Annotated in this window: 23 protein-coding genes; 6 read left to right on the top strand and 17 right to left on the bottom strand. The window is 73.6% G+C overall.

The annotated features are described in order from the left end of the window. Positions 1-7: 7 nt before the first annotated feature. From CCO04_RS24240 to CCO04_RS24220, 5 genes are all read right to left on the bottom strand, one after another. Positions 8-1,324, bottom strand: a complete 1,317-nt coding sequence (locus tag CCO04_RS24240) for a hemolysin family protein (RefSeq protein WP_308220346.1) — start codon at positions 1,322-1,324, stop codon at positions 8-10. A gap of 114 nt (positions 1,325-1,438) precedes the next feature. Continuing rightward, positions 1,439-2,647 carry an ATP-binding protein gene (locus tag CCO04_RS24235; RefSeq protein ID WP_215816747.1) on the bottom strand — a complete coding sequence of 403 codons (1,209 nt, stop codon included), beginning with the start codon at positions 2,645-2,647 and terminating at the stop codon, positions 1,439-1,441. Between the two features lie 43 nt (positions 2,648-2,690). Continuing rightward, complete coding sequence (locus tag CCO04_RS24230; protein ID WP_215816746.1) at positions 2,691-3,119, bottom strand: DUF4259 domain-containing protein; 429 nt, start codon at positions 3,117-3,119, stop codon at positions 2,691-2,693. Positions 3,120-3,142: 23 nt separating this feature from the next. Continuing rightward, positions 3,143-3,487 carry a hypothetical protein gene (locus tag CCO04_RS24225; RefSeq protein WP_215816745.1) on the bottom strand — a complete coding sequence of 115 codons (345 nt, stop codon included), beginning with the start codon at positions 3,485-3,487 and terminating at the stop codon, positions 3,143-3,145. Further along, entirely contained in the window at positions 3,438-4,199 is a 762-nt protein-coding gene (locus CCO04_RS24220; protein WP_215816744.1) for a hypothetical protein, read from the bottom strand. The genes CCO04_RS24225 and CCO04_RS24220 overlap by 50 nt, the downstream gene beginning before the upstream one ends. A 165-nt stretch (positions 4,200-4,364) precedes the next feature. On the opposite strand from CCO04_RS24220, the gene CCO04_RS24215 reads away from it, so the two are divergent. Beyond that, positions 4,365-5,243, top strand: a complete 879-nt coding sequence (locus CCO04_RS24215; RefSeq protein ID WP_215816743.1) for an Fpg/Nei family DNA glycosylase — start codon at positions 4,365-4,367, stop codon at positions 5,241-5,243. Here the strand turns inward: CCO04_RS24215 and CCO04_RS24210 are convergent. Beyond that, positions 5,189-6,139, bottom strand: a complete 951-nt coding sequence (locus tag CCO04_RS24210) for a DMT family transporter (protein ID WP_215816742.1) — start codon at positions 6,137-6,139, stop codon at positions 5,189-5,191. The two genes, CCO04_RS24215 and CCO04_RS24210, sit on opposite strands and share 55 nt — an antisense overlap. A gap of 76 nt (positions 6,140-6,215) precedes the next feature. On the opposite strand from CCO04_RS24210, the gene CCO04_RS24205 reads away from it, so the two are divergent. Both CCO04_RS24205 and CCO04_RS24200 read left to right on the top strand, forming a co-directional pair. After that, the gene (locus tag CCO04_RS24205; protein ID WP_215816741.1) at positions 6,216-7,142 is read left to right on the top strand and encodes a LysR family transcriptional regulator; all 927 of its coding nucleotides are present in this window, start codon (positions 6,216-6,218) and stop codon (positions 7,140-7,142) included. Continuing rightward, entirely contained in the window at positions 7,139-7,477 is a 339-nt protein-coding gene (locus CCO04_RS24200) for a rhodanese-like domain-containing protein (protein ID WP_215816740.1), read from the top strand. Before CCO04_RS24205 ends, CCO04_RS24200 begins: the two co-directional genes overlap by 4 nt. A 95-nt stretch (positions 7,478-7,572) precedes the next feature. Here CCO04_RS24200 and CCO04_RS24195 read toward each other — a convergent pair whose 3' ends face one another. From CCO04_RS24195 to CCO04_RS24180, 4 genes are all read right to left on the bottom strand, one after another. Next, positions 7,573-8,184: a PT domain-containing protein gene (locus tag CCO04_RS24195; protein ID WP_215816739.1), complete on the bottom strand. Its 612-nt coding sequence runs from the start codon at positions 8,182-8,184 to the stop codon at positions 7,573-7,575. 56 nt (positions 8,185-8,240) lie between these two features. Next, positions 8,241-8,678 carry a hypothetical protein gene (locus CCO04_RS24190; protein WP_215816738.1) on the bottom strand — a complete coding sequence of 146 codons (438 nt, stop codon included), beginning with the start codon at positions 8,676-8,678 and terminating at the stop codon, positions 8,241-8,243. A 163-nt stretch (positions 8,679-8,841) separates the two neighbouring features. Beyond that, a complete protein-coding gene (gene aat / locus CCO04_RS24185; RefSeq protein WP_215816737.1) occupies positions 8,842-9,585 on the bottom strand; it encodes a leucyl/phenylalanyl-tRNA--protein transferase in 744 nt (247 codons plus the stop codon). A gap of 11 nt (positions 9,586-9,596) precedes the next feature. After that, positions 9,597-10,112, bottom strand: a complete 516-nt coding sequence (locus CCO04_RS24180) for a hypothetical protein (protein ID WP_215816736.1) — start codon at positions 10,110-10,112, stop codon at positions 9,597-9,599. A 23-nt stretch (positions 10,113-10,135) separates the two neighbouring features. On the opposite strand from CCO04_RS24180, the gene CCO04_RS24175 reads away from it, so the two are divergent. Beyond that, on the top strand, positions 10,136-10,849 hold the full coding sequence (locus CCO04_RS24175; RefSeq protein ID WP_215816735.1) for an EcsC family protein: 714 nt from the start codon (positions 10,136-10,138) through the stop codon (positions 10,847-10,849). On the opposite strand, the gene CCO04_RS24170 is transcribed toward CCO04_RS24175, so the two are convergent. From CCO04_RS24170 to CCO04_RS24145, 6 genes are read right to left on the bottom strand one after another with little or no spacing between them, the layout of a single operon-like run. Next, positions 10,810-12,048 carry a hypothetical protein gene (locus CCO04_RS24170; RefSeq protein WP_215816734.1) on the bottom strand — a complete coding sequence of 413 codons (1,239 nt, stop codon included), beginning with the start codon at positions 12,046-12,048 and terminating at the stop codon, positions 10,810-10,812. The two genes, CCO04_RS24175 and CCO04_RS24170, sit on opposite strands and share 40 nt — an antisense overlap. After that, entirely contained in the window at positions 12,045-13,190 is a 1,146-nt protein-coding gene (locus CCO04_RS24165; protein ID WP_215816733.1) for a hypothetical protein, read from the bottom strand. The genes CCO04_RS24170 and CCO04_RS24165 overlap by 4 nt, the downstream gene beginning before the upstream one ends. Before the next feature lie 34 nt (positions 13,191-13,224). Further along, the gene (locus CCO04_RS24160) at positions 13,225-14,157 is read right to left on the bottom strand and encodes a hydroxymethylglutaryl-CoA lyase (RefSeq protein ID WP_215816778.1); all 933 of its coding nucleotides are present in this window, start codon (positions 14,155-14,157) and stop codon (positions 13,225-13,227) included. 11 nt (positions 14,158-14,168) lie between these two features. Next, positions 14,169-15,968, bottom strand: coding sequence for a biotin carboxylase N-terminal domain-containing protein (locus CCO04_RS24155; protein WP_215816732.1), 1,800 nt, complete (start codon positions 15,966-15,968; stop codon positions 14,169-14,171). 7 nt (positions 15,969-15,975) lie between these two features. Next, positions 15,976-17,526 carry a carboxyl transferase domain-containing protein gene (locus tag CCO04_RS24150; protein ID WP_308281500.1) on the bottom strand — a complete coding sequence of 517 codons (1,551 nt, stop codon included), beginning with the start codon at positions 17,524-17,526 and terminating at the stop codon, positions 15,976-15,978. A gap of 59 nt (positions 17,527-17,585) precedes the next feature. Continuing rightward, positions 17,586-18,776: a ScyD/ScyE family protein gene (locus tag CCO04_RS24145; RefSeq protein ID WP_215816730.1), complete on the bottom strand. Its 1,191-nt coding sequence runs from the start codon at positions 18,774-18,776 to the stop codon at positions 17,586-17,588. A 100-nt stretch (positions 18,777-18,876) separates the two neighbouring features. On the opposite strand from CCO04_RS24145, the gene CCO04_RS24140 reads away from it, so the two are divergent. Both CCO04_RS24140 and CCO04_RS24135 read left to right on the top strand, forming a co-directional pair. Then, positions 18,877-19,344: a hypothetical protein gene (locus CCO04_RS24140; RefSeq protein WP_215816729.1), complete on the top strand. Its 468-nt coding sequence runs from the start codon at positions 18,877-18,879 to the stop codon at positions 19,342-19,344. Between the two features lie 40 nt (positions 19,345-19,384). Next, the gene (locus tag CCO04_RS24135) at positions 19,385-19,954 is read left to right on the top strand and encodes a TetR/AcrR family transcriptional regulator (protein ID WP_257753372.1); all 570 of its coding nucleotides are present in this window, start codon (positions 19,385-19,387) and stop codon (positions 19,952-19,954) included. 236 nt (positions 19,955-20,190) lie between these two features. Here the strand turns inward: CCO04_RS24135 and CCO04_RS24130 are convergent, their stop codons facing one another. Next, positions 20,191-21,816 carry an acyl-CoA dehydrogenase family protein gene (locus tag CCO04_RS24130; protein WP_215816728.1) on the bottom strand — a complete coding sequence of 542 codons (1,626 nt, stop codon included), beginning with the start codon at positions 21,814-21,816 and terminating at the stop codon, positions 20,191-20,193. Positions 21,817-21,857: the final 41 nt, after the last annotated feature.

The raw sequence follows: 21,857 nt of genomic DNA, 5'->3' as shown, positions 1-21,857 counted from the left end.
GTGACGCTCATTCCGCCGGCGTCGGATCCACCACCCGCGGGAGCACCTCGACCCAGGTGAGCCGGCGGCCCTCGACCTCGGCGACGCGCAGGACGGCGTCCGGCAGCTCGACGCTGTCGTCGACCTCGGCCAGGCGGCCGAGCCGGGCGATGACGTAGCCCGCGACCGTCTCGTAGTCGCCGTCGGGGACGACGACCCCGGTCTCGTCCGCGAAGTCCTCGATGGTGAGCCCGCCGGAGACCACCACGGCACCGGAGGGGCCGCCGCGGCCGCCGCCAGGAAGGGTGCGCGGGTCGGGCTCCTCGTCGTACTCGTCGCGGATGTCGCCGACGATCTCCTCGACCAGGTCCTCGAGCGTGACGATGCCGTCGGTGCCGCCGAACTCGTCGACGACGATCGCGACGTGCGCGCCCTCGTTGCGCAGCAGCACCACCGTCGGCAGCACCGCGTTGGTGCCCGGCAGGTGCAGCACCTCGCGCTGGACGTCGGCCACGGTCCGCCCGGCCGGGTGCTCGCCCAGCAGGTCGCGGACGTGGACGAAGCCCGTCACGTCGTCGAAGTTCTCGCCGATCACGGGATAGCGCGAGTACGGCTGGTCGGCGACCCAGGTCGCCGCCTCGGCCAGCGGCAGCGCCCCGGCCACGAAGACCACGTCGCCGCGGGGACGCATGACCTCCTTGAGGTTGCTGCGCGTCGCCGCGAACACGTCGGAGAGGATCTGCCGCTCCTCGTCGGCCAGACCCTCGTGGCTGGTGACGATGTCGCGCAGCTCCTCGCGCGAGACCTCCTCGGAGGTCGCGTTCGGGTCACCGCCGAGCAGCCGCACCAGCGCGTTGGTCGAGACCGACAGCAGCCAGATCACCGGCCGCATGAGCGTCGCGAACCGGTCGAGCACCGGTCCGGTCAGCATCGCCACGCCGGCCGCGCGCTGCAGCGCCAGGCGCTTGGGCACCAGCTCGCCCAGCACCAGCGACAGGTACGCGATGACCAGCGTCATCACGATGAGCGCCGCCGTGTCCGCCGAGTCGGCACCCATACCGAGGTCGACGAAGTACGGCGCCACGTCGGGCGCGAGGGTCGAGCCGCCGTACGCGGCGGAGAGGAAGCCGGCGACGGTCACGCCGATCTGGACCGCCGACAGGAACCGGTTGGGATCGCGGGCGATCGCCGCCACGCGGGCACCGCGGCCGCCGCGCTTCTCGAGCTGGTTGACCTGGGTGTCGCGCAGCGAGACCAGGGCCAGCTCGGTGGCGGCGAAGACGCCGCCGACGAGCACGAACAGCACCACCAGTGCGAGGTTCAAGTAGGTCTGTGAGTCGATCACGCCCGTTCACCTCCCCACAGACGCAGAGGTGAACGGAATCGACTTCGTGGTTCGTCCATGCGCAGATCCTAGAAGAACCGCACCAAGCGCGCGCTACCCGCGGCGGCGCTCGCCCTAGGCCTGGGTGCGCAGGTAGCGCCCGAAGTGCGGCACCGTGAACGCGATCCGGCCCCGCTCGCCCGAGTAGATGAGCCCCTTCTTGAGCAGCGAGTCCCGCGCGGGCGAGAGCGACTGGGGCTTCTTGCCCAGGACCGCGGCGACGTCCGCGGTGGCGACCGAGCCGACCGGGTCCTCGACGCCGTCGTCGGAGGCGGCGACCGCGGCATCGGCCATCGCCCGCAGGTAGTCGCGCTCGGCGGGGGTCGCCCGCTCGTAGCGCGAGCCGAAGAAGCCGACCGCCAGCTCGGTCTCGGCCTCGGGTCCGGCCACCGCGACGTCGTCGCCGGTGATCGGGGTGCGCGGGGCGAGGTCCCACACGGAGCGGCCGTAGGCCTGGATGAAGTACGGGTAGCCGCGGGTCGCGTCGTACATCGCGGCGAGGGCGTCGGCGGTGAACTCGGCGTCCTCCTCGGCAGCGGGGGCGACGAGCGCGCGGTCGGCGGCCTCCCGGGAGAGCCGGTCGATGCGCTGGTACGAGAACAGCCGCTCGGAGTAGGACTTGCTCGCCGACAGGACCGCCGGCAGGTGCGGCAGACCGGCCCCGACGACGATCACGGGCAGCCCGTTCTGGCTCAGCTCGTGGCAGGCCGCGCAGAGCGCCGAGACGTCATCGGCGCCCAGGTCCTGCATCTCGTCGATGAACACCGCGACGCCCTTGCCGACGTCCGCCGCGAGCCCACCGACGTCGGTGAGCAGCTCGACGAGGTCGATCTCGACGTCCCCCGAGTCCGCCCGGCCCCGGACGACGGGCGCGTTGATCCCCGGCGACCACTTGTCGCGCAGCTTGGCGTCGGTACCCGCCTCGCGCTGCGCGAAGGAGCGGATCACGCCGAGCACGTAGTCGGCCTCGGCCGGCTCGGGGTGCCCGAGCTCGCGCACCGCCTGGTGCAGCGCCGAGGAGAGCGGACGCCGCAGTGACTGGTCGGGCCGCGCCTCCAGCTTGCCCGTGCCCCAGCCCTTGCGGACCGCGGCCGAGCGCAGCGCGTTGAGCAGCACCGTCTTGCCGACCCCGCGCAGCCCGGTCAGCACCAGCGACCGCTCCGGCCGCCCGCGCGCCACCCGCTCCAGCACCACGTCGAACGCCGTGAGCTGCTCGTCGCGACCGGCCAGCTCGGGCGGGCGCTGCCCGGCGCCGGGGGCATACGGGTTGCGGATCGGGTCCATGATGCGACGCTATCGGCGTCTCTAGCGGTTCCCCTAGATTCGCCTAGCGTGTCGGATCGACTGCTCCCGCGGTGAGCGCCGCCAGGCGCGCCCCGACGTGCGCGGCGAAGGCCTCGTCGCCGTCCCAGAGCTCGACGATCTCGCGCTCCTCGGCGTCGGCGTCCCGGATCCGGGTCAGCCAGTCGACCAGCACCGCCGTGCCCTCGGGGGTGCGCTCGAACGTCGTGGCACCGAGCGTGTCGGGGGTGAGCTGGTCGGTGTCGCCGGTGAGGATCTCGGCGAGGCCGAGGGCGGTCACGTCGTACAGGTACTCGTCCTCGGCCGGGTCCTCACCGAGGAAGCCCTCCGTACGCAGCGCGGCGACCAGCTCGTCGGCCGTCACCGCCGCCCGGCCCGCGGCCAGCTCGCGGACGGCGTTGAGCACGTCCAGCCCGTTGTCGCTCTCCAGCGCCTTCACTCCCCAGGAACCCATGGGCGCAGGGTAGCCGCGGGCCGTCAGCTCTCCCAGGCGACCTCGCGGACCGTGCGCTCGGGGCCGAACTTGAGGCACAGGACCTGGTCCGAGTGCTCGGCGTCCAGGGTCAGGTCGAGCAGCTCGGCCGGGTCGCCGCTCGCGCGGAAGCGGGCCTCGGCTCGGCGGAGCAGGCCGTCGGGGTCCAGGTCCGGAGCCAGGTCCGGGTCGAGGTGGGCCGCGACGAAGCCCGGGAGCTCGGCGAGCAGGAGCGGATCCGCCGCCACCTCGGCGGTGACGTCGAGCCAGAAGGTGCGCCCGGTGGCCGCGACCCCGTCGTCACGGGGCCACTCTGGCGCGCCGACCGCGCACCAGCAGCGACCCGGCAACCAGGCAGCCCGCGCCGAGGGCGACGAGCCACGGCGGGACCGGCGTACCGGTGGCGGGGAGGGTGCGGGCCGAGCCCGCGCTCGACGCGGCCGGCGCGGTTGCACGGACCGGCGCGGCTGCGCGGACCAGGGCGGCCCGGTCGGCACCCGTGGCCGGCGCCCCCACTCCTGCGCCGGCCACGGTGCCGCCCTCCCGGTCCCGGCACGCCTTCGTCGCCGCCTGCCCCGGGACGACGATGAAGTCCTCCACCCACGCAGGGACCACCTCGACGACCCGTTCGGGGGTGATCACGAGCTCGACCTGCGAGTCCGGGACCACCGTCCAGCCCTCCCCCTCGGGCGCCGTGGCGCTCGCCGCGGACGTGCTCTCGACGACCGGTACGCCGGCGCGGGTCGCGCCCGTCGCGGCGTACCCCTCCGGGACCGGTACGCCGTCGACCAGCCACACCGTCTCCGACCCCTCCGGTACGGCGTACTCCCGCTCGGTCGTCGGCACCGAGCGCTCCCAGCGCCACCCCGGCTCGGTCACCGCCGGCTCCGTCTCGGTGACGGCGGGGTGCTCGATGCTCGTGTAGACGGGCGGGATCTCGGGACGGCCGCACCCCCGTCCCCCATCGGCGGAGGTCGCGGCACCCGCGGCAGCGGCGGAGGGAGCGACGCTCACGACCGCCACCAGGGCGATCGAGGCAAGGGTGAGCTGCCGCAGGTGCATGGCGAGACCTTCGCGAGAGGGGGTACGGCCGTTCCCGAGCGGCCCGATGCACCCTCAACGCGACGGCTCCGGAGCGGTCACTGCCCCGCGCCCGAATCAGGACGAAGTCCCGGACGCCCTCGTCCGTTCGGCCCATCCGTCGGATCCACCGCCTACGCTGGGCCCGTGCCCGAGCTGCCCGAGGTGGAGGCGCTGGCCCTGGACCTGCGGGGCCGGCTCGACGGCCGCGCCATCACCCGCGTCCACGTCGCCGCCTTCAGCGCGCTCAAGACCTACGATCCCCCGCTGTCCGCCGTCGAGGGGACGCTCGTCGACGACGTCCGGCGCCACGGCAAGTTCCTCGACATCGAGGCCAGCGGCCTGCACCTCGTGCTCCACCTCGCCCGCGCCGGCTGGGTGCGCTGGAAGGACGAGGTCCCCGCGCTGCCCCCGCGTCCCAGCACCAAGTCCACGCTCGCGGTCCGGATCGTCCTCGACGAGCAGGACGGCGTCTCCCCCGGCCTCGACATCACCGAGGCCGGCACCAAGAAGTCCCTCGCGCTCTACCTGGTCCGCGACCCCCTCGACGTCCCCGGCATCGCCAGCCTGGGCCCCGACCCGCTGACCGACGACTTCACGCCCGAGCGCCTCGCCGGCATCCTCGCCGACGCCGGCCGCAAGCAGCTCAAGGGCGTCCTGCGCCACCAGGGCACCATCGCCGGGATCGGCAACGCCTACTCCGACGAGATCCTCCACGCCGCCCGGATGTCGCCCTTCAAGCCCTCCGACAGCCTCACCGACGACGAGCTCGCCACGCTCTACGCCGCCGTCCGCGACACCCTCGGTGACGCGGTCGAGCGCTCCCGCGGACTCGCCGCCAGCGAGCTCAAGAAGGAGAAGAAGTCGAACCTCGCGGTCCACGGCCAGACCGGCAAGCCCTGCCCGGTCTGCGGTGACATCGTGCGCGAGGTGTCGTTCGCGGACTCCAGCCTGCAGTACTGCCCGACCTGTCAGACGGGCGGCAAGCCGCTCGCCGACCGGCGCATGAGCAAGCTGCTCAAGTAGGGCCGCACCCGCGCGGGGCGCGCCGGCCGCGGCGGTCCCGCCGCGGGCTGGCGCACCAGCACCACCGCCGCGAGCACGAGCGCGCCGCCCGCGACCTGCACCGCGGTGAGCAGCTCGCCGAACATCACGGCGGCGCTCACCACGGTCACGACCGGCTCGAGGATCGACAGGATGGCGGCGGTGGACGGCCCGACCCGGGCCATGCCGGCGAAGAACAGCAGCACCGCGCCGACCGTGCTGACCAGGGCGATGGCGACGAGCCAGAGCCAGCCGGTGGCGGTGAAGTCGAGCGAGGTGCCGCCACGCACACCGCCCACCCCGACCAGCGCGAGCGTGGCGCCGGAGCAGATGACGGCGGCCAGCGCGACCGGTGGGGCGCCGTCGGTGAAGCGGTCGCCGACCACGATGTAGCCGGTGTAGGTCAGGGCCGCGCCGAGCGCGAGCAGGGCGCCACGAGGGTCGAGGCCGCCGGACGCCGCTCCGGCGCCCACCAGGACCAGGCCGATCCCGGCGAGGGCGACCGTGAGGGCCGCGACCCGGCGCCGGGAGACGCGCTCGCGGCCGGTGAGGACGGCGACGAGCATGACCAGGGCCGGGTAGATGTAGAGGATCAGCGCGACGAGCGAGGCGTCGAGGTGGCGCAGCGCGGAGAAGTAGAAGCTCGCCTGGACGGCGTACCCGAAGACGCCCATGCCGAGCCCGACCAGGGCCGCGCGCCGGGTGAGCCGGCGCAGCGCACCGGTGGCGCCCGCGACGGCGAGGAGGACGACGGCCGCGAGGCCGAAGCGGACCACGAGCAGACCCTCGACCGACACGCCCTCGGCGTACGCCGACTTGGCGAACACCGCCATCAGCCCGAAGCCGACGGCGGACAGCAAGCAGGAGAGGCGACCCACGGATCCATGGTCCAGCGCCGAACTGTTCAGGTCCATCACGGCTTCATGCACACGATTGTTCGGATAATCTGAACAGATGCTCGACCTGCACCGCCTCCGGCTGCTCCGCGAGGTGCACGGGCGCGGCACGGTCCACGCGGCCGCCCGCGCGCTCGGCTACTCCCCCAGCGCGGTCTCCCAGCAGCTCGCCGTGCTCGAGCGCGAGGCCGGCACCGCGCTCCTCGAGCGCACCGGCCGCAACGTCCGGCTCACCGAGGCCGGCCAGGTGCTGGTCCGGCACGCGATCGCGCTGCTCGAGGGCGTCGAGGCGGCCGAGGCCGACCTCGCCACCGTCGCCGCCGGCCGCGCGGCGGGCGTCGTCCGGGTCTCGGCGTTCCAGTCGGCCACCCTCAGCCTGGTGGCGCCCGCGGTCCGCGCGCTCGCGGCGAGCGACCCCGACATCCGGGTCGAGGTGGTCGAGGCCGAGGTCGAGCAGGCGGTACCGGCCCTGCGCCTGCACCAGTACGACCTCGCCATCGGCGACGAGTACGACGACCTGCCCCGCCCCGTCCACACCGACCTGCACCGCGAGCGCCTGCTGCGCGAGCGCCTACGCGTCGTCCTCCCCGCGGACCACCCCGAGGCCGGCTCCACCGAGGTCCGCCTCGACCGGCTCGCCGGGCTGGTGTGGGCCGGCTGCCAACCGGGGACCGGCCACCGCGCGATGCAGCTGCGCGCCTGCCGCCAGTACGGCGGCTTCGAGCCCGACCTGCGCTACAGCTCGGACGACTTCCTCATCCAGCTCGAGATGGTCCGGGTCGCGGGGGCGGGCGCGCTGCTGCCGGACCTGGTCCTCGACGAGCGCGGCGCCGGGCTCGCCGTACGGGCGCTGGCGGGGGCGCCGCTGGGCCGCGAGGTCTACCTGATCACCCGCCGGACCCGGACGCCCGCCGTCGCGGCGGTCGCGGCGGCGCTGCACGCGGTCACCGCACGGCTGTCCGCGCTCTCTAAGGTGGACCCATGATCCCTTCGGTCGAGATCGACGGCGTGCCCGACCCGCTGCCCACGGACCTCGTGGTGCTCGACGTGCGCGAGGACGACGAGTGGGCGGCCGGCCACATCGACGGCGCCGTCCACATCCCGCTGATGGAGCTGCCCGCGCGCCTGGGCGAGTTCGTCGAGCTCGAGGCGCCGCAGACGCTGGTCGTGTGCAAGGCCGGCGGTCGTTCGGCCCGCGCGGTGGCGTACCTCGCCCAGCAGGGCTACGACGTGGTGAACCTCGTCGACGGGATGATGGGCTGGGAGCGGGCCGGGCGGGCGATGGTCGCCGACACCGGTCAGCCGCCGCAGGTCCTCTGAGTCGCACCTCGCACCAGCAAGTCCCGCACTTCGTGGGAAAAACCAGACCGGCCGGCGCGCTCCCCGAGGGGAACGGCCGGCCGGACCGGGTCTGCTCAGGACGCGGACGTCGGCAGGTCGGAGAGCAGGCTCTCGAGCTCGGCCGGGTCGGTCGGCAGGTTCGACAGGAGGTCGGACGGCAGCTCCGTCGGCAGGTCCGTCGGGAGATCCGTCGGCAGGTCCGTCGGGAGGTCCGTCGGCAGGTCGGACGGGAGGTCCGGCGTCGGGACGTCGATGGAGTCGGAGCAGGTCTCGGACTCGTACTTCGAGTACGCCTCGACCTTCTTCTCGTCGTCCTTCGAGATCTTGTCCTTGAACGGGTCGGCGCCGTCCTCGGACTCGAACGCCTTCTTGACGTCGTCGCTGTCGATCTTCTTGATCGCGTCGAGCTGGATCTCGAAGCCCTCGCGGGCGTCGTCCGGGATGCCCTTGGGCGTGCCGACCTCTTCGACCTTCTTGGCCTGCTCCTTGAACAGGTCGAGGATCTTGTCGTAGTCCTTGTCCTCGAAGGCCTTGAGGAAGTCGGTGTTGGCGGTGTCACCCTTGACCGCCTTGCAGTAGTCCTTGACGGAGGCGTCGCTCGGGGCGCCGCCACCACAGGCGGTCAGCGAGAGGGCCAGCAGGACGGCGGCGCCGGCGGTGGCCAGCGGGCGCTTGGGGAGAAGCATGATGTCGATTTCCTTCCGTTGGAGCTCGGTCTGGGGGGTGGCCGTGTGGCGGAGGATCAGCTGCCGGAGAGCGCTTCCGCGCACGTGGTGCCGACGTACTTGGTGAACGTCTCGATGTTGTCCTCGTCGTCCTTCGAGACGCCGGGGACCGAGCTCTCGCCGTCCTTGTCGCCGAACGCCTTCTTGGCGTCCTTGTAGTCCAGGTCGGTGATCGCGTCGACCATGGCCTCGAAGCCCTTGCGCTCGTCCTTGCCGATGCCCTTGGGCGTACCGGTGTCGCCCAGGTCGCCGTAGGCCTCCTGGATCTTCTTCCACTCGCCCTCGTTGGGCTCGTCACCCTTGACCGCGGTGGTCGCGGTGACGATGTCCTTGAAGCCGTCGCAGAAGTCGTCCTTCGACGCATCGGTCGGGTAGCTGCCGCCGCAGGCGGTCAGCGTCAGGCCCATCAGGACCGCGGCGCCGGCAGCAGCCAGCGGGCGCTTGATGGAGGTCATGTCGATTCCTTTCCTAGGGTTGCGGCACCTACACGTGCCGCGCGCAGGGCGCTTCCGAGCCTGGCGACCCGAGGGACACCCTGCCCTGTCGCGCTCAGACTATTCACAGCAAAGGCGAACTCCGGATAGCCGGTCCATGACGCGCGAGGGTCCGCGGATGCGGTCAGGACGTCCAGCACGACGCTGCAGGGACGTCGACGAGGCGGGCCAGGCGGCCGACGTACTGGGTGCGGGTGATCTCGCGCACACCTAGACCAGTCAGGTGCCGGGTGGCCCACTGGACGTCGATCAGCCGGCGGCCCGCGGCGCCGTCGGCGTCCCCGGACAGCGCCGCGACCAGGCCGACCAGCGCGACCTTGGAGGCGTCGGTGACGTGGTGGAACATCGACTCCCCGGCGAACAGGCCGCCGACGGCGACGCCGTACAGGCCGCCGACGAGGCGATCGTCCTGCCACGCCTCGACCGAGTGCGCCCAGCCCAGGCGGTGCAGATCGCCGTACGCACGGGCGATGCGGCGATCGATCCACCCGTGCGGGCGCGCCGGGTCGGCGCACGCGGCGACGACCTCGTCGAAGGCGGTGTCGATCCGGATCTCGAAGTCGCGCACGGAGCGGCGCAGCGAGCGCGAGACCCGCAGGCCGTCGAGGGGCAGCACGCCGCGGAAGGCCGGGCACCACCAGCCGACCGAGCGGCCCTCGGGCATCGGGAAGAGCCCCGTGCGGTACGCCGCCAGGAGGGTCCCCGGCGCCAGGTCGGCGCCGATCGCGACGAGGTCGCTGGGGTCGTGGGTGCCCTCGCCGGGGTCGTCCGGCTGGTCCAGACCGCCGGGGTCGAGGACGGGGAGCGCGGCGAGCTCGGCCCGGCTCGGGAAGGCCCAGGGGGACGCGGGCGGCTCGATCGGCAGCATCAAGGCGGTCCTCAGCCCGCCTCGTCGGGGCAGACCCGGCGCAGGTAGGCGTCGTACGCCTCGACCTTCGCCACCTCCGCCTCGCTCAGCCCCGCACGGACCAGGTCCGTTCCGTCGCGCTCGGCCGCCCGGAGCTCGTCTGGTCCGATGCGGTCGAGCTCGCGGAGCGTGAGCCACAGCCCGTCGCGCGTCGCCGCCGGGATGCCGGCCGGCGTACCCGTGGCACGGTAGTCCGCCGCGATGGAGTGGAGCACCCCGGCCAGGCGCGCCCAGTCCCGCGCCGCGTAGGCCGCGTCGAACTCCTTCTCGCGCTCGAGCGAGGTGACGGCGCAGAACTCCGCCACCGGTGCACCGGTCGGCAGGTCGCCGGACGGCCCGGACGGCGTGGAGAGGGCCGGTGAGACCTCGTCCCGGGCACGGGCCCCGTCGCCGCCGGAGCAGCCGCCGAGCGCCGTCGCCGCCAGCACGCCCCACGGCAGGACCGCCGCGACGGACCGGCTGCGCGGGCAGGAGGAGGGAGAGCGCATGGACCGAATCCTAGGATTCACGTATGGCACCGCGTCTCAAGCCGTCCGGACTCACCAAGGGCCTCGCTGTCGAGGCCGCCCGCCAGCTCGCGCCGCGCGCGGTCCAGATGGCGCCCGGGCTGACGCAGTCGTTCGTGCGCGAGGCGCTGCAGCGGGCGATCCAGGGGGTCGGGCCGCTGCCGCCGGCGGCGGCCGCGGCCGAGGAGCAGCTGCGCGAGCAGCGGGGCAATGTGGACAAGGCGATCCGCGAGGTGATCGAGAACCACGTGGCGTACGCCGGCGTCGAGGGCATGGCGACCAACCTCGGCGGGCTGATCACCGCGACGATCGTGGCGCCGGCGAGCATCGCCGGGCTGGCGCTCATCCAGTGCCGGATGGTGGCGGGTATCGCGCACCTGCGCGGGCACGACCTGGACGACCCGCGGGTGCGCAACGCGATCCTGGTCTGCATCCTCGGGGAGGACGTCGTGCGGACGATGGTGAAGAGGCAGCAGATCCCGGCGCCGCCGATGGCGATCGCGACCGCGCCCCACCACGACCCGACGCTCGACCGCACCGTGTCGACGGTGCTGGCCGGCGAGCTGGTCGGTCGGGTGGTCGGCAAGCGGATGGTGACCACGATCGGCAAGCGGGTCCCGCTGGTCGGTGGTGCGGTCGGCGGGGTGGCCGACGCGTGGAGCACCTGGCGGGTGGGGCGCTACGCCGGGCGCGAGTTCTTGCCGCGCGCGGCGCGGTAGGCGCCGAGGGCCTTGCGGCCCGGGGGGCTGCCCTCGAGCCGGTTGACCGTCCACTCCATCGAGCGGAGCAGGCGCGGCGTCCGGGCCCGGACCAGGTCGCGGCGGGCCTCCTCGAGCTTGGCGCGGAGCCGCTCGTTCTCGGTCTCGGTCTTGGCGTTCTCGACGAGCAGCGCCTTGATCGCGTCGACCGCGGCGGCGGCGACCTGACGCTCCGGAGGGGCGTCCGGGTCGACCCAGCGGCGGGTGGGTACGTCGGCGCCGCGGAGGTCGGCAAGGTCGCCCACGACGTCGTACCCGCGCTCGGTGAGCTCGGCGATCCAGGAGTCGGCGAGGGCGTGGACCCACGGGTACTGGTCGGGCGGCAGGCCCAGGCGTGCGGACTTGGTGCGCTTCGACAGCGTCTGGTGGGCGAGCAGCTCGCGGACCAGCGGTCGGTAGTGCTGGGGCGGGAGGTCGCGGGCGGCGACCCGGTTGATCCGGCGCAGCAGCGCCGACTCCGGTACGCCGAGGCTCGGGTTGGCCCGCTCGGTGGTGAGCTCGAGGTCGAGCCGGTCGAGGTCGAAGGCCTCGCTGAAGCGGCGCCAGAGCAGGTCCGGCGGACCGCCGGCCGGCGGCACGGTGACCAGGTGCACCCGCTCGGGCGGCAGGTCGGCACCCCAGCGGGCGAGGATGTCGGGGATCTCCTGGACGCCCCAGAACCACGCACCGACCCGGTGCCCGCGGTCCGGGTCCTGGATGAGCTCGAGGAAGCGGCCGAAGCTGAAGCCGGCGCGGTGCTTGACGTTCTCCTGCCACTCGGCGGGGATCTGGCGGACCAGGTCGCGCACCGAGACGATCAGGTGGACCTCGGTACCGCCGTCGCTGGTGTCGCCGCCGGGGCGGTGGCCGAGCGAGGCGAGCGCGCGGGCGACCTGGGTGCGGGACGCCGTCGCGAGGATCTCGTGGCTGATGATCGAGGTGCCGTCGTGCTCGCGCACCTGCTGGGCGAGCCGGTCCCAGGAGCCGACGGCCTCACCCTCGAGCCCGCCCCAGCGCAGCCGCATGAGGTCGAGCGCGGCCAGGAAGTGGGCGTCGAAGCGGTCGGCCGGATAGCTCACGCCCTGCTTGAGCAGGCGCGGCCGGTTCTGGAACAGCACGTCCTGGAGGTACGACGTACCGGTCTTCGGCGTACCGACGTGCAGCAGGACCCGCCGACTCACCCTTCCTCCTGCACCGGCGCCGTCACGGGGTCGAGGAGCAGCCCCAGCGCCAGGGAGAGCACCTCGGCGTCGACCGGGAACACCCCGTCCGCCCCGAGGGGACGCGGCAGCAGCTGGTCGAGATCGCCGAGCACAGGGTAGCCAGCCGCGGCGATCTCGTGGCGAGTGCGCTCCGCCTCAGAGCTCAGCCAGCCGGACCAGCGCGGCGCGACGGTCGGCGCGGGGCCGCCCTGCCCGGCCAGCCGGAGGGCGAGCGTGTCGTGGAGCAGACCCGGCCGCGCCTCGGCCGACACGAGCAGGCCGAGCGGCTCGCCGACGCGGCGGACGAGGTCGACCGCGTGGGCGCCGAGGTGCGGAGGTCCGGCGATGGCGCGGACGCCGAGCTCGTCGGCCAGCAGCGCGGGATCGAGGACGACGCGGACGTTGTCGGCGCCGTACTTGTGGGCGGCGGAACGGGCCATCCGGGCCAGGTCGGCGCGCGGCGGCAGGTGCCCCGCACCGGCGAACGAGCGCAGGAAGTGGCGCCAGGTCACGCCGCCCTGGTCGAACGAGCGCGCGGTCCAGGCCTGGGCGAGGACGGCGCCGAGGTCGTCGGCCAGCAGGTACGCCGTCGGCCGGCGTCCGCCCGGACGGTGCCCGTGGGCGACCAGCTCGGCGCGGACGGCGTCGGCACGCCACTGCATGCCGACGATGACGAACGAGCGCACCCACGGACGGCGTACCGCCCGGGCGCGGTCGATGAAGGACCGCTCGGGCACCGGCGCACCCGCGGTCGCGGCGACGTCGTCGGCGATGAGGGCCGAGGCCACGCGGAGCAGCTCGTCGTCGGAGAGCGTGTCGGGGTCGACCGGGCGCGGTCCGAAGCGCTCGTCGTCGACACCGGCGATCGGGAGGTCGCTGCGGCCGCGGCCGGAGACGCCGGCCGCGAGGACGCGCTCGGCGACGGTCGCGGGGACCGTGCGTCCGGCCGCGTCGGCGTGCACGTTGAGCCGGCGCAGCAGCGCGAGCTGCTGCGCTCCGGGCAACCGGTCGGCGAAGGCCTCGCCGTCGCCGTCGTCGCGTGCCGCCCAGTCCTGCCACGGGGTCGTGGCGCCACCGCGCAGCGCGGCCGCCCACCCCCAGGCCCGCCCCCGTCCGCTCATGCGGTCAACCGTAAGGGTGGGGGGCGAATCGCCCTCAGGCGGGCGTGCCGCCGAGAGCCCGGACCACGGCTGACGGGCTCGGCCGGCCGAGCTGACCGGCCATCCACACGCTGGTGGCGACGACCGCGTCGAGGTCGACACCGTGCTCGATCCCGAGCCCGGTGAGGAACCAGACGAGGTCCTCGGTGGCGAGGTTGCCGGTCGCGCTCTTGGCGTAGGGGCAGCCGCCGAGGCCGCCCGCCGAGGCGTCGAAGGTCGTGATCCCCGCCTGCAGGCCCGCGTGGACGTTGGTGAGCGCCTGGCCGTAGGTGTCGTGGAAGTGCAGCGCGAGCCGGTCCGGGCCGATCCCGGCGGCACCGAACGCCGCGACGAGCGCGCGCACGTGACCGGCGGTGGCGACCCCGATGGTGTCGCCGAGGCTGAGCTGGCCGACGCCGAGGTCGAGGAGGCGCCGGCCGACGGCGACGACCTGCTCGACGGGGACCGCGCCCTCCCACGGGTCGCCGAAGCACATGGAGACGTAGCCGCGGACGTCCATCCCGGCCGCGAGCGCGGCGGCGATCGTCGGCTCGAACATCTCGAACTGGGACTCGAGGGTGCGGTTGAGGTTCTTGCTCGCGAAGGTCTCGGTCGCCGAGGCGAAGACCGCGACGTGGCGCAGGCCCAGCTCGACGGCCCGGTCGAGACCGCGCTGGTTGGGTACGAGGACGGGCAGCTGGCGGGCGGCGTCACCGAGCTCGGCGGTCAGGCCGGTCATCAGCTCGGCGGCGTCGGCGAGCTGGGGCACCCACTTCGGGTGCACGAAGCTCGTCGCCTCGACGATCGGCAGACCGGCGCCGAGGAGCCGGCGAACGAACTCCGCCTTGACCTCGGTCGGGACGCTCGTCTTCTCGTTCTGCAGGCCGTCGCGGGCGCCGACCTCGTAGATCGTCACCTTCGGGGGCAGTCCCGGCTCGGGGACGACCATCGGCAGCGCGGTCACTCGGCAGCCTCCTCGACGACGAACAGCTCGGCACCGAGGGCGACCTGCTGGCCGGTGGCGGCCGAGACGCTGGTGACGACGCCGGCGTAGGGCGCCTTGAGGGCGAGCTCCATCTTCATCGCCTCGACCACGCCGAGGACGTCGCCCTCGGCGACCTGCTGACCCTCGGCGACGCGTACGTCGAGCACGGTGCCGGGCATCGGCGCGACGACGGTGCCGTCGCCGGCGGCGGCACCGTGGTCGGCGCTGGCGTCGGGGCGCACGAACACGAAGCGCTGGCCCTGGCGGACCAGCTCGACCTCGTGCGCGCTCACCCGGGCGATGGTCCCCTCGGGGACGCGCGCGACCGGCGTGGCGGGCTCGTCGAGCTCGACGACCGGGACGGCGGCGGGCGCCCCCATCCGGAAGCCGTCGCCGGCGAACGGGCCCGATGCGGCCGTGTTGGCGTCGAGCCAGAGCCGCGCCGCGATCGCCCGGGCGGGGGCCGGGTCGGGCCGGGTCAGCTCGGTGCGGTCGAGCCAAGCGGTGTCGATGCCGCCGGGCTCGGCGAACTCCGGGCCGGCCGCGAGCGCGCGCAGGAAGCCGGTGTTGGTGGTGAGCCCGAGGATCGCGGTGTCGTCGAGCGCGGCGACGAGCGCGCGGCGCGCGGCGGTGCGGTCGCGGCCCGAGACGATGACCTTGCCGAGCATCGGGTCGTACGACGTGCTCACGACCTGGCCGCTCTCGAGCGCGTGGTCGACCCGCGCGTGCTCGGGCCAGTGGACGAGCGCGGCGGTGCCGGCCTGCGGCAGGAACCCGCCGAAGGCGTCCTCGGCATAGATCCGCACCTCGATCGCGTGGTCGTAGAACCGCAGCCCGGACTGGTCGAACGGCACCGGCTCCCCCGCGGCCACGGCGAGCTGGAGCGCGACGAGGTCGACGCCCGCGTGGATCTCGGAGACCGGGTGCTCGACCTGGAGGCGGGTGTTCATCTCCAGGAAGTAGAAGTCGCCGGTGCTCGCGTCGAGGAGGTACTCGATCGTGCCCGCGTTCTGGTAGCCCACCGAGGCCGACAGCGCGACCGCGGAGTCGTGGATCCGGGCGCGCAGGTCGTCGTCGAGCGCCGGGGCGGGCGCCTCCTCGATGACCTTCTGGTGGCGGCGCTGCACCGAGCACTCGCGGGTGCCCAGGTGGACGACGGCGCCGTGCTGGTCGCCGAGCACCTGCACCTCGATGTGGCGGCCGCGCTCGACGTACTTCTCGATGAGGATGGTGTCGTCGCCGAAGGCGCTCGCCGCCTCGCGCTTGGCCGCGGCGATCCCGGCCTCGAGGTCGGCCGCCGCGCGGACCACGCGCATGCCCTTGCCGCCGCCGCCGGCGGCGGCCTTGACCAGCACCGGGTAGGCGAAGGTGGCCGGGTCCTCGTCGAGCCCGTACGACGGCACGACCGGCACGCCCGCCGCGACGGCGAGGTCGCGGGCGGCGTCCTTGCGGCCCATCTGCTCGATCACCCGGGGCGTCGGGCCGACCCAGGCGATGCCCGCGCCGGTGACGGCCTCGGCGAAGCCGGCGTTCTCGGACAGGAAGCCGTAGCCGGGGTGGATCGCGTCGGCGCCCGCCTCCTTGGCGGCAGCGAGCACCGCGTCGGCGTCGAGGTAGGACGGGATGCGGATCGCGACGTCGGCGTCGCCCACGTGGAGCGCGTCGGCGTCGATGTCGGTGTGGATCGCGACGGTGCGGATGCCGAGGTCGCGGCAGGTGCGGAACACGCGGCGGGCGATCTCGCCGCGGTTGGCCATGAGGAGCGTGGTGATCATCGGTGACTCACATCCGGAAGATGCCGTAGTTGGGGTCGGGCGTGGGCACCGTCGAGACGACGTCGAGCGCCATGCCGAGCACCCGGCGGGTGTCGGCGGGGTCGATCACGCCGTCGTCCCAGAGCCGGGCGCTGGCGTAGTACGGCGAGCCCTGCCGCTCGTACTGCTCCTTGATCGGCGCCTTGAACTCCTCGTCGTCCTCGCGGCCGGCGACGGTGGCGAGCACGCCGGCGGCCTGGTCGCCGCCCATCACGGAGATCCGGGAGTTGGGCCACATCCACAGGAAGCGCGGGTCGTAGGCGCGGCCGCACATGCCGTAGTTGCCGGCGCCGAAGGAGCCGCCGATGACGACGGTGAGCTTGGGCACGACGGAGCAGGCGACCGCGGTGACGAGCTTGGCGCCGTCGCGGGCGATGCCGCGGTTCTCGTACTCGCGGCCGACCATGAAGCCGGAGATGTTCTGCAGGAACAGCAGCGGGATGCCGCGCTGGTTGCACAGCTCGACGAAGTGGGCGCCCTTGAGCGCGGACTCGCTGAACAGGACGCCGTTGTTGGCGACGATGCCGACCCGGTGACCGTGGATGCGGGCGAAGCCGCACACCAGCGTCTCGCCGTAGAGCTGCTTGAACTCCTGGAACCGGCTGCCGTCGACGAGGCGGCGGACGACCTCGCGCACGTCGTACGGCGTGCGGGTGCTGGTGGGCACGACGTCGTAGAGCGACTCGGGGGGCTCGAGCGGGTCCTCGACCGGCGCGAGGTCGGTGGCGCGCGGCTGGTCGGGCAGCGTGGCGACGATGCCGCGCAGGATGCGCAGCGCGTGGGCGTCGTCGTCGGCGAGGTGGTCGACGACACCGCTCTTGCGGGCGTGGACGTCGCCGCCGCCGAGGTCCTCGGCACTGACGACCTCACCGGTCGCGGCCTTCACCAGCGGCGGGCCGCCGAGGAAGATCGTGCCCTGGTTCTTGACGATGACCGTCTCGTCGGACATCGCCGGGACGTAGGCGCCGCCGGCGGTGCACGAGCCCATCACCGCGGCGAGCTGCGGGATGCCGCGCGCGGACATGTTGGCCTGGTTGAAGAAGATCCGGCCGAAGTGCTCCTTGTCGGGGAACACCTCGTCCTGCATCGGCAGGAAGGCGCCGCCGGAGTCGACGAGGTAGACGCAGGGCAGCCGGTTCTCGGCGGCGACGGTCTGGGCACGCAGGTGCTTCTTGACCGTCATCGGGTAGTAGGTGCCGCCCTTGACCGTCGCGTCGTTGGCGACGACCAGGGTGTTGCGGCCCTCGACCCGGCCGATGCCGGCCACGACACCGGCGGCGGGGACGGCGTGGTCGTCGCCCTCACCCTTGCCGTACATGCCGTACGCCGCCAGCGGCGCGAGCTCGAGGAAGGGGCTGCCGGGGTCGAGCAGGCCGTCGACCCGGTCGCGGACCAGCAGCTTGCCGCGGTCGGTGTGCTTGGTGCGCGCGGCCTCGCTGCCACCCTGGCGCACCCGCGCCAGGCGGTCGCGGAGGTCGGCAGCGAGGTCCCGGAGGGTGGGCTCGGCGTTGTCGGACACGCGCCCCAGGTTAATGATCGTTAACCTGGGGCGCAAGAGCCGCGCTTCCGGTCGTGATGTCAGCGGAGCCGCAGGAGGGCTCCGGGGCCGAACAAGGGGCCCACGACGTAGACATGATCGCTCAGGTCGACGCCGCCGGGAAGGATGAGCTTTCCGGCAGCGAGCTCACGGATCCGCGGGTGGTGTCCGGGACGGCGGACCAGGAACAGGCCGCCCTCCTCCGCGCCGGGCAGACCGAGCTCGAAGCCGAGCCAGCTCTTCTTGGACAGCTCCAGCGCGTAGATCCCCCGTGGGCCGGCCGCCAGGTCGGTGATCGAGGTCAGGCCGTCGGCGTACCGCTTGCAGGCGCCCTTCCACGGGTGGGCGGGGTCGCAGGTGGCGTTGGTCGTGCCGGGCTTGATCCGCCAGATCTGCGAGGTGCCCGGGGTGGCCGGGAAGCCGCGCAGCTCACCGACGTACCAGTAGCCGTCGGCCCCGACCGTCACCGACGTGGCGACCGCCTCGGACAGGATCGGCGTACCGGCGGGCGGCAGCGGGCCACCCTCCTCGGGCGGGACGTCGGGCAGCCCCGCGGGCACCGGCACCAGGCGCGGCAGGAGCCGGGCCACCGTGCGGATCTTGCCGGTCCGCGGCCACACCCGCAGCAGGTCGTTGCCGGCGGCGTCGGAGACCAGCACCGTGCCGTCGCGCAGCGCGACCACCCCGAACGGGTTGCTGTCCTCGGGGAAGCCCTCCTGGTCCGACGGGTCAGGGTCGGTGGCCTGGTAGGCGCCGATGTCGGCCACCGGCTTCGGTGCCGCCCAGCCCGGGCGCCACATGAAGAGCGTCGCCCCGGGCGCCGGATCGGCGGCGGACGCCCGGGCCCGGCCCTGCAGCGGGGCTGCGGAGCGCTCGGCCGGCGGCGGCCCGGAGGCGCCCGTCAGCAGGTAGATGGTGCCGTGTCGCCCCCGGGCGATCGCGGGCGGGAAGTCGGTCGGGAGGTTGCCCAGCCTGATCACCCGGGCCGGCTTGTGCCGGCGCTCGATGACCAGGCTGAAGTCGCCGTTCGTCTCGCTGACCAAGGTGCGGCCGTGGCCCAGCGCGTCGATACCCCGAGGGCCGTTCAGCGGCGTGATGGTGCGCAGTGCGTGCCCGGTGGCGCGGGCGCCACCGGCGGACCCACCGGTGTCGCCCGCCAGGGCCGGCGTGGTCGCCGTGGCGAGGGCGACGGCGATCACCCCGATCCCTATCCGGGCCGTGATCTTCCACATGTCGTCTCCTAGGTGGTTGCGGTGCGATTCACATGCCCCCGACCCGTCCTAGCAGCGCCCGCTGACCGGGTCATGACCAAACTGGGCGATACTCGGGCGCATGCGGAGCCCCCACGCAGCCCTCCTCGCCGTCCTGCTCTCGGTGACCCTCGCCGCCTGCGGCGGTACCGACAGCACTCCCGAGGCGAAGGCCACCGCGGAGTCCCCCTCGCCGGCTCCCCCGGCCGCGGCCCTCTCCGACGTCGACGGCGTGGCCGCCCAGTCCGGCTTCGCGATGGGCGCCGACGTCGCCTCGTTCTGCACCGCGATGCAGGACGCCGACGACACCGTCGACGGCGCCCGGCCCGGCAACACCGGCGACTGGCAGGAGGTGCTCACCGCGCTCGACAAGATCTACGAGGTCGGCGTCCCCGAGGACTTCCCCCCGGCCGCCCTCACCGAGCTCGACACCCTCGACCGCCTGGTCCGGCAGAGCAAGACCGTCGACCAGCTCGCCAAGGCCGCCAAGAAGGAGCAGGTCGGCACCAGCTCGATCGACGACTACCTCACGTCCGCCTGCACCGGGTGATCCCGCGGACGCCACCTCGGCCGTGCCCTAACCTTCGGGGGTGACCGAGACCAGCCGCCGGGAGCAGATCCTGGCCACCGCGGCCGAGATGTTCGCCGCCCGCGGGTTCCACGGCGTCTCCGTCGCCGACCTCGGCGCCGCCTGCGGCATCTCCGGCCCGGCGCTCTACAAGCACTTCTCGTCCAAGCAGGCGATGCTCGCCGAGATGCTGACCTCGATCAGCGAGCACCTGCTCTCCGTCGGCCAGGAGCGCGTGCGGGCCGGCGCCGGCGACCCGGCCGCGGCCCTGCGCGGGCTCGTCGACTGGCACGTGGAGTTCGCGCTGTCGCACCGGCCGCTGATCGTCGTCCAGGACCGGGACTGGGAGTCCCTGCCCGCCGACGCCCGCGAGCAGGTACGCCGCCTCCAGCGCTCCTACATCACCCTCTGGGCCGACCAGCTCCGCACGCTGCGCCCCGACCTCGACCGGGCCAGCGCCCACGCTGCCGCCCAGGCCGCCTTCGGGCTGCTCAACTCCACGCCCCGGGCCGGCCACGCGATCCCCGACGGGGCGCTGCGGGACCTGCTGGCGTCGATGGCGCTGGCCGCGCTCGACGTACCGGCGGCCTGAGGGGGGCACTCGCCGCTCCCGGCTCCCGCTTCCCGAGGTGCGGGGGCGCGCGGCGTACGGGGAGGTACGGGCGCGGCCCCCGCGCGGAGCGGTCCGGACCGGAATTTAGGGGACACCGCCCGGACCTGCGGCAGCCGGCGATCGAGCGCGGGAGAGCGCAACTCGGGCCGGCCACCCTCCGGGACAGGAGACACCGCAGCGGGCCGATTCTTACGGGCGCGGCCGGAGAAATCGGGTCAGAAGCCGGGCTCGGTGCGCTCCAGGATCGGGGCGAGGTCGAGGCCGGCCGGCATCGTGCCGAAGGCGCTGCCCCAGTCGCGGGCCAGGCGGGTCGCGCAGAACGCGTCGGCGACGGCGGTCGGGGCGTAGCGGATGAGGAGGCCGGCCTGGAAGACGACGGCGATCTGCTCGACCAGGCGGCGGGCGCGCAGCTCGATGTCGTCGAACTGGGTGAGCTCCTTCTTGAGCGAGGTGACCGCGTCGTCGTAGCGGGCGTCGGTGCCGAGGGCGAGCTCGGCCTCGCCGAAGAAGGCGTCGAGGGACTCGGGCTCGCGGCCGATGGCGCGCAGGGCGTCGAGGGCGGCGACATTGCCGGAGCCCTCCCAGATGGAGAGCAGGGGGAGCTCGCGGTAGATGCGGGCCAGGTCGAAGTCCTCGATGTAGCCGTTGCCGCCGAGGCACTCGAGGGCCTCGTTGGCCAGGACCGGGCCACGCTTGCAGACGTAGTACTTCGTCGCGGCGAGCGCGAGGCGGCGCAGGGCGCCCTCGCCGGCGTCGCCGTGGATCGCGCGGTCGTTGGCGCCGGCCAGGCGCATCATGGCGGTGGTGGCGGCCTCGGACTCGACGGCCAGGTCGGCCAGGACGTTGCGCATGAGCGGCTGGTCGATGAGGAGCTTGCCGAAGGCGGCGCGGTGCCGGGCGTGGTGGGCGGCCTGGACGAGGGCGCTGCGCATGCCGGAGGCGCTGCCGATCACGCAGTCGAGGCGGGTCATGTTGACCATCTCGACGATCGTCTTGACGCCCTTGCCCTCCTCGCCGACGAGCCAGCCGACGGCGTTGTCGTACTCGATCTCGGACGAGGCGTTGGACTTGTTGCCGAGCTTGTCCTTGAGCCGCAGGAAGCGGATCGGGTTGGCCTCGCCGCCGGGCAGCACGCGCGGCAGCAGGAAGCAGGACAGGCCGCCCGGCGCCTGGGCGAGGGTGAGGAACATGTCGGACATCGGCGCCGAGGTGAACCACTTGTGGCCCACGATCCGGTAGGTCCCGTCGGGCTGCGGGGTCGCGGTCGTGGTGTTCGCCCGGACGTCGGAGCCGCCCTGCTTCTCGGTCATCGACATGCCGGCGATGAGACCGCGCTTGGTCGCGGGATCGCGCAGGCCGAAGTCGTACTCGCGGTTGGTCAGCAGCGGCTCGAAGCGGGCCGCGAGCTCGGGGTTGGCGCGCAGCGCCGGGACGACGGCGTAGGTCATCGAGATCGGGCAGCCGTGGCCCGCGTCGACGTTCCAGGCGTAGAACTTCGCCGCGCGCGCGACGTGGGCGCCGGGCCGGTCGTCGGCCCACGGGGCGGCGTGGATGCCGTGACCGACGGCGGTCTCCATCAGCCGGTGGTACGCCGGCACGTACTCCACCTCGTCGACCCGCCGCCCGTAGCGGTCATGGGTGTGCAGCCGCGGCGGGACGCGCTCGGCGAGCCGGCCGAGGTCGATCGCCTCGGCGGTGCCGGCCAGCCGGCCGACCGTGCGGATCTCGTCGAGGGCCCAGCCGGCGCCCTCGCGCTCGACGCCCTCGAGCAGCGCGGGGTCCGCGGCGGTGTCGTGACCGACCAGCGGGGGGACCTGGTTGAACACCTCGTGCGTCGCCATGGGATCGATATTACGATTTGCTCCACAACCGTGTCTAGATG

Origin of the sequence: Pimelobacter sp. 30-1, assembly GCF_018831735.1 — a bacterium.
Taxonomy (GTDB): domain Bacteria; phylum Actinomycetota; class Actinomycetes; order Propionibacteriales; family Nocardioidaceae; genus Nocardioides.
This window is presented reverse-complemented; position numbering and strand designations above follow the sequence as displayed.

What these genes read in the sequence shown, in the direction of transcription:
- CCO04_RS24220 (WP_215816744.1), bottom strand. Translation starts at nt 4,199, where the DNA reads ATGCACCTGCGGCAGCTCACCCTTGCCTCGATCGCCCTGGTGGCGGTC.
- CCO04_RS24140 (WP_215816729.1), top strand. Translation starts at nt 18,877, where the DNA reads ATGCGGAGCCCCCACGCAGCCCTCCTCGCCGTCCTGCTCTCGGTGACC.
- CCO04_RS24195 (WP_215816739.1), bottom strand. Translation starts at nt 8,184, where the DNA reads ATGCTTCTCCCCAAGCGCCCGCTGGCCACCGCCGGCGCCGCCGTCCTG.
- CCO04_RS24155 (WP_215816732.1), bottom strand. Translation starts at nt 15,968, where the DNA reads ATGATCACCACGCTCCTCATGGCCAACCGCGGCGAGATCGCCCGCCGC.
- CCO04_RS24200 (WP_215816740.1), top strand. Translation starts at nt 7,139, where the DNA reads ATGATCCCTTCGGTCGAGATCGACGGCGTGCCCGACCCGCTGCCCACG.
- aat (WP_215816737.1), bottom strand. Translation starts at nt 9,585, where the DNA reads ATGCTGCCGATCGAGCCGCCCGCGTCCCCCTGGGCCTTCCCGAGCCGG.
- CCO04_RS24165 (WP_215816733.1), bottom strand. Translation starts at nt 13,190, where the DNA reads ATGAGCGGACGGGGGCGGGCCTGGGGGTGGGCGGCCGCGCTGCGCGGT.
- CCO04_RS24180 (WP_215816736.1), bottom strand. Translation starts at nt 10,112, where the DNA reads ATGCGCTCTCCCTCCTCCTGCCCGCGCAGCCGGTCCGTCGCGGCGGTC.
- CCO04_RS24145 (WP_215816730.1), bottom strand. Translation starts at nt 18,776, where the DNA reads ATGTGGAAGATCACGGCCCGGATAGGGATCGGGGTGATCGCCGTCGCC.
- CCO04_RS24160 (WP_215816778.1), bottom strand. Translation starts at nt 14,157, where the DNA reads ATGGTCGTCCCCGAGCCGGGACTGCCCCCGAAGGTGACGATCTACGAG.
- CCO04_RS24130 (WP_215816728.1), bottom strand. Translation starts at nt 21,816, where the DNA reads ATGGCGACGCACGAGGTGTTCAACCAGGTCCCCCCGCTGGTCGGTCAC.
- CCO04_RS24175 (WP_215816735.1), top strand. Translation starts at nt 10,136, where the DNA reads ATGGCACCGCGTCTCAAGCCGTCCGGACTCACCAAGGGCCTCGCTGTC.
- CCO04_RS24235 (WP_215816747.1), bottom strand. Translation starts at nt 2,647, where the DNA reads ATGGACCCGATCCGCAACCCGTATGCCCCCGGCGCCGGGCAGCGCCCG.
- CCO04_RS24230 (WP_215816746.1), bottom strand. Translation starts at nt 3,119, where the DNA reads ATGGGTTCCTGGGGAGTGAAGGCGCTGGAGAGCGACAACGGGCTGGAC.
- CCO04_RS24190 (WP_215816738.1), bottom strand. Translation starts at nt 8,678, where the DNA reads ATGACCTCCATCAAGCGCCCGCTGGCTGCTGCCGGCGCCGCGGTCCTG.
- CCO04_RS24205 (WP_215816741.1), top strand. Translation starts at nt 6,216, where the DNA reads ATGCTCGACCTGCACCGCCTCCGGCTGCTCCGCGAGGTGCACGGGCGC.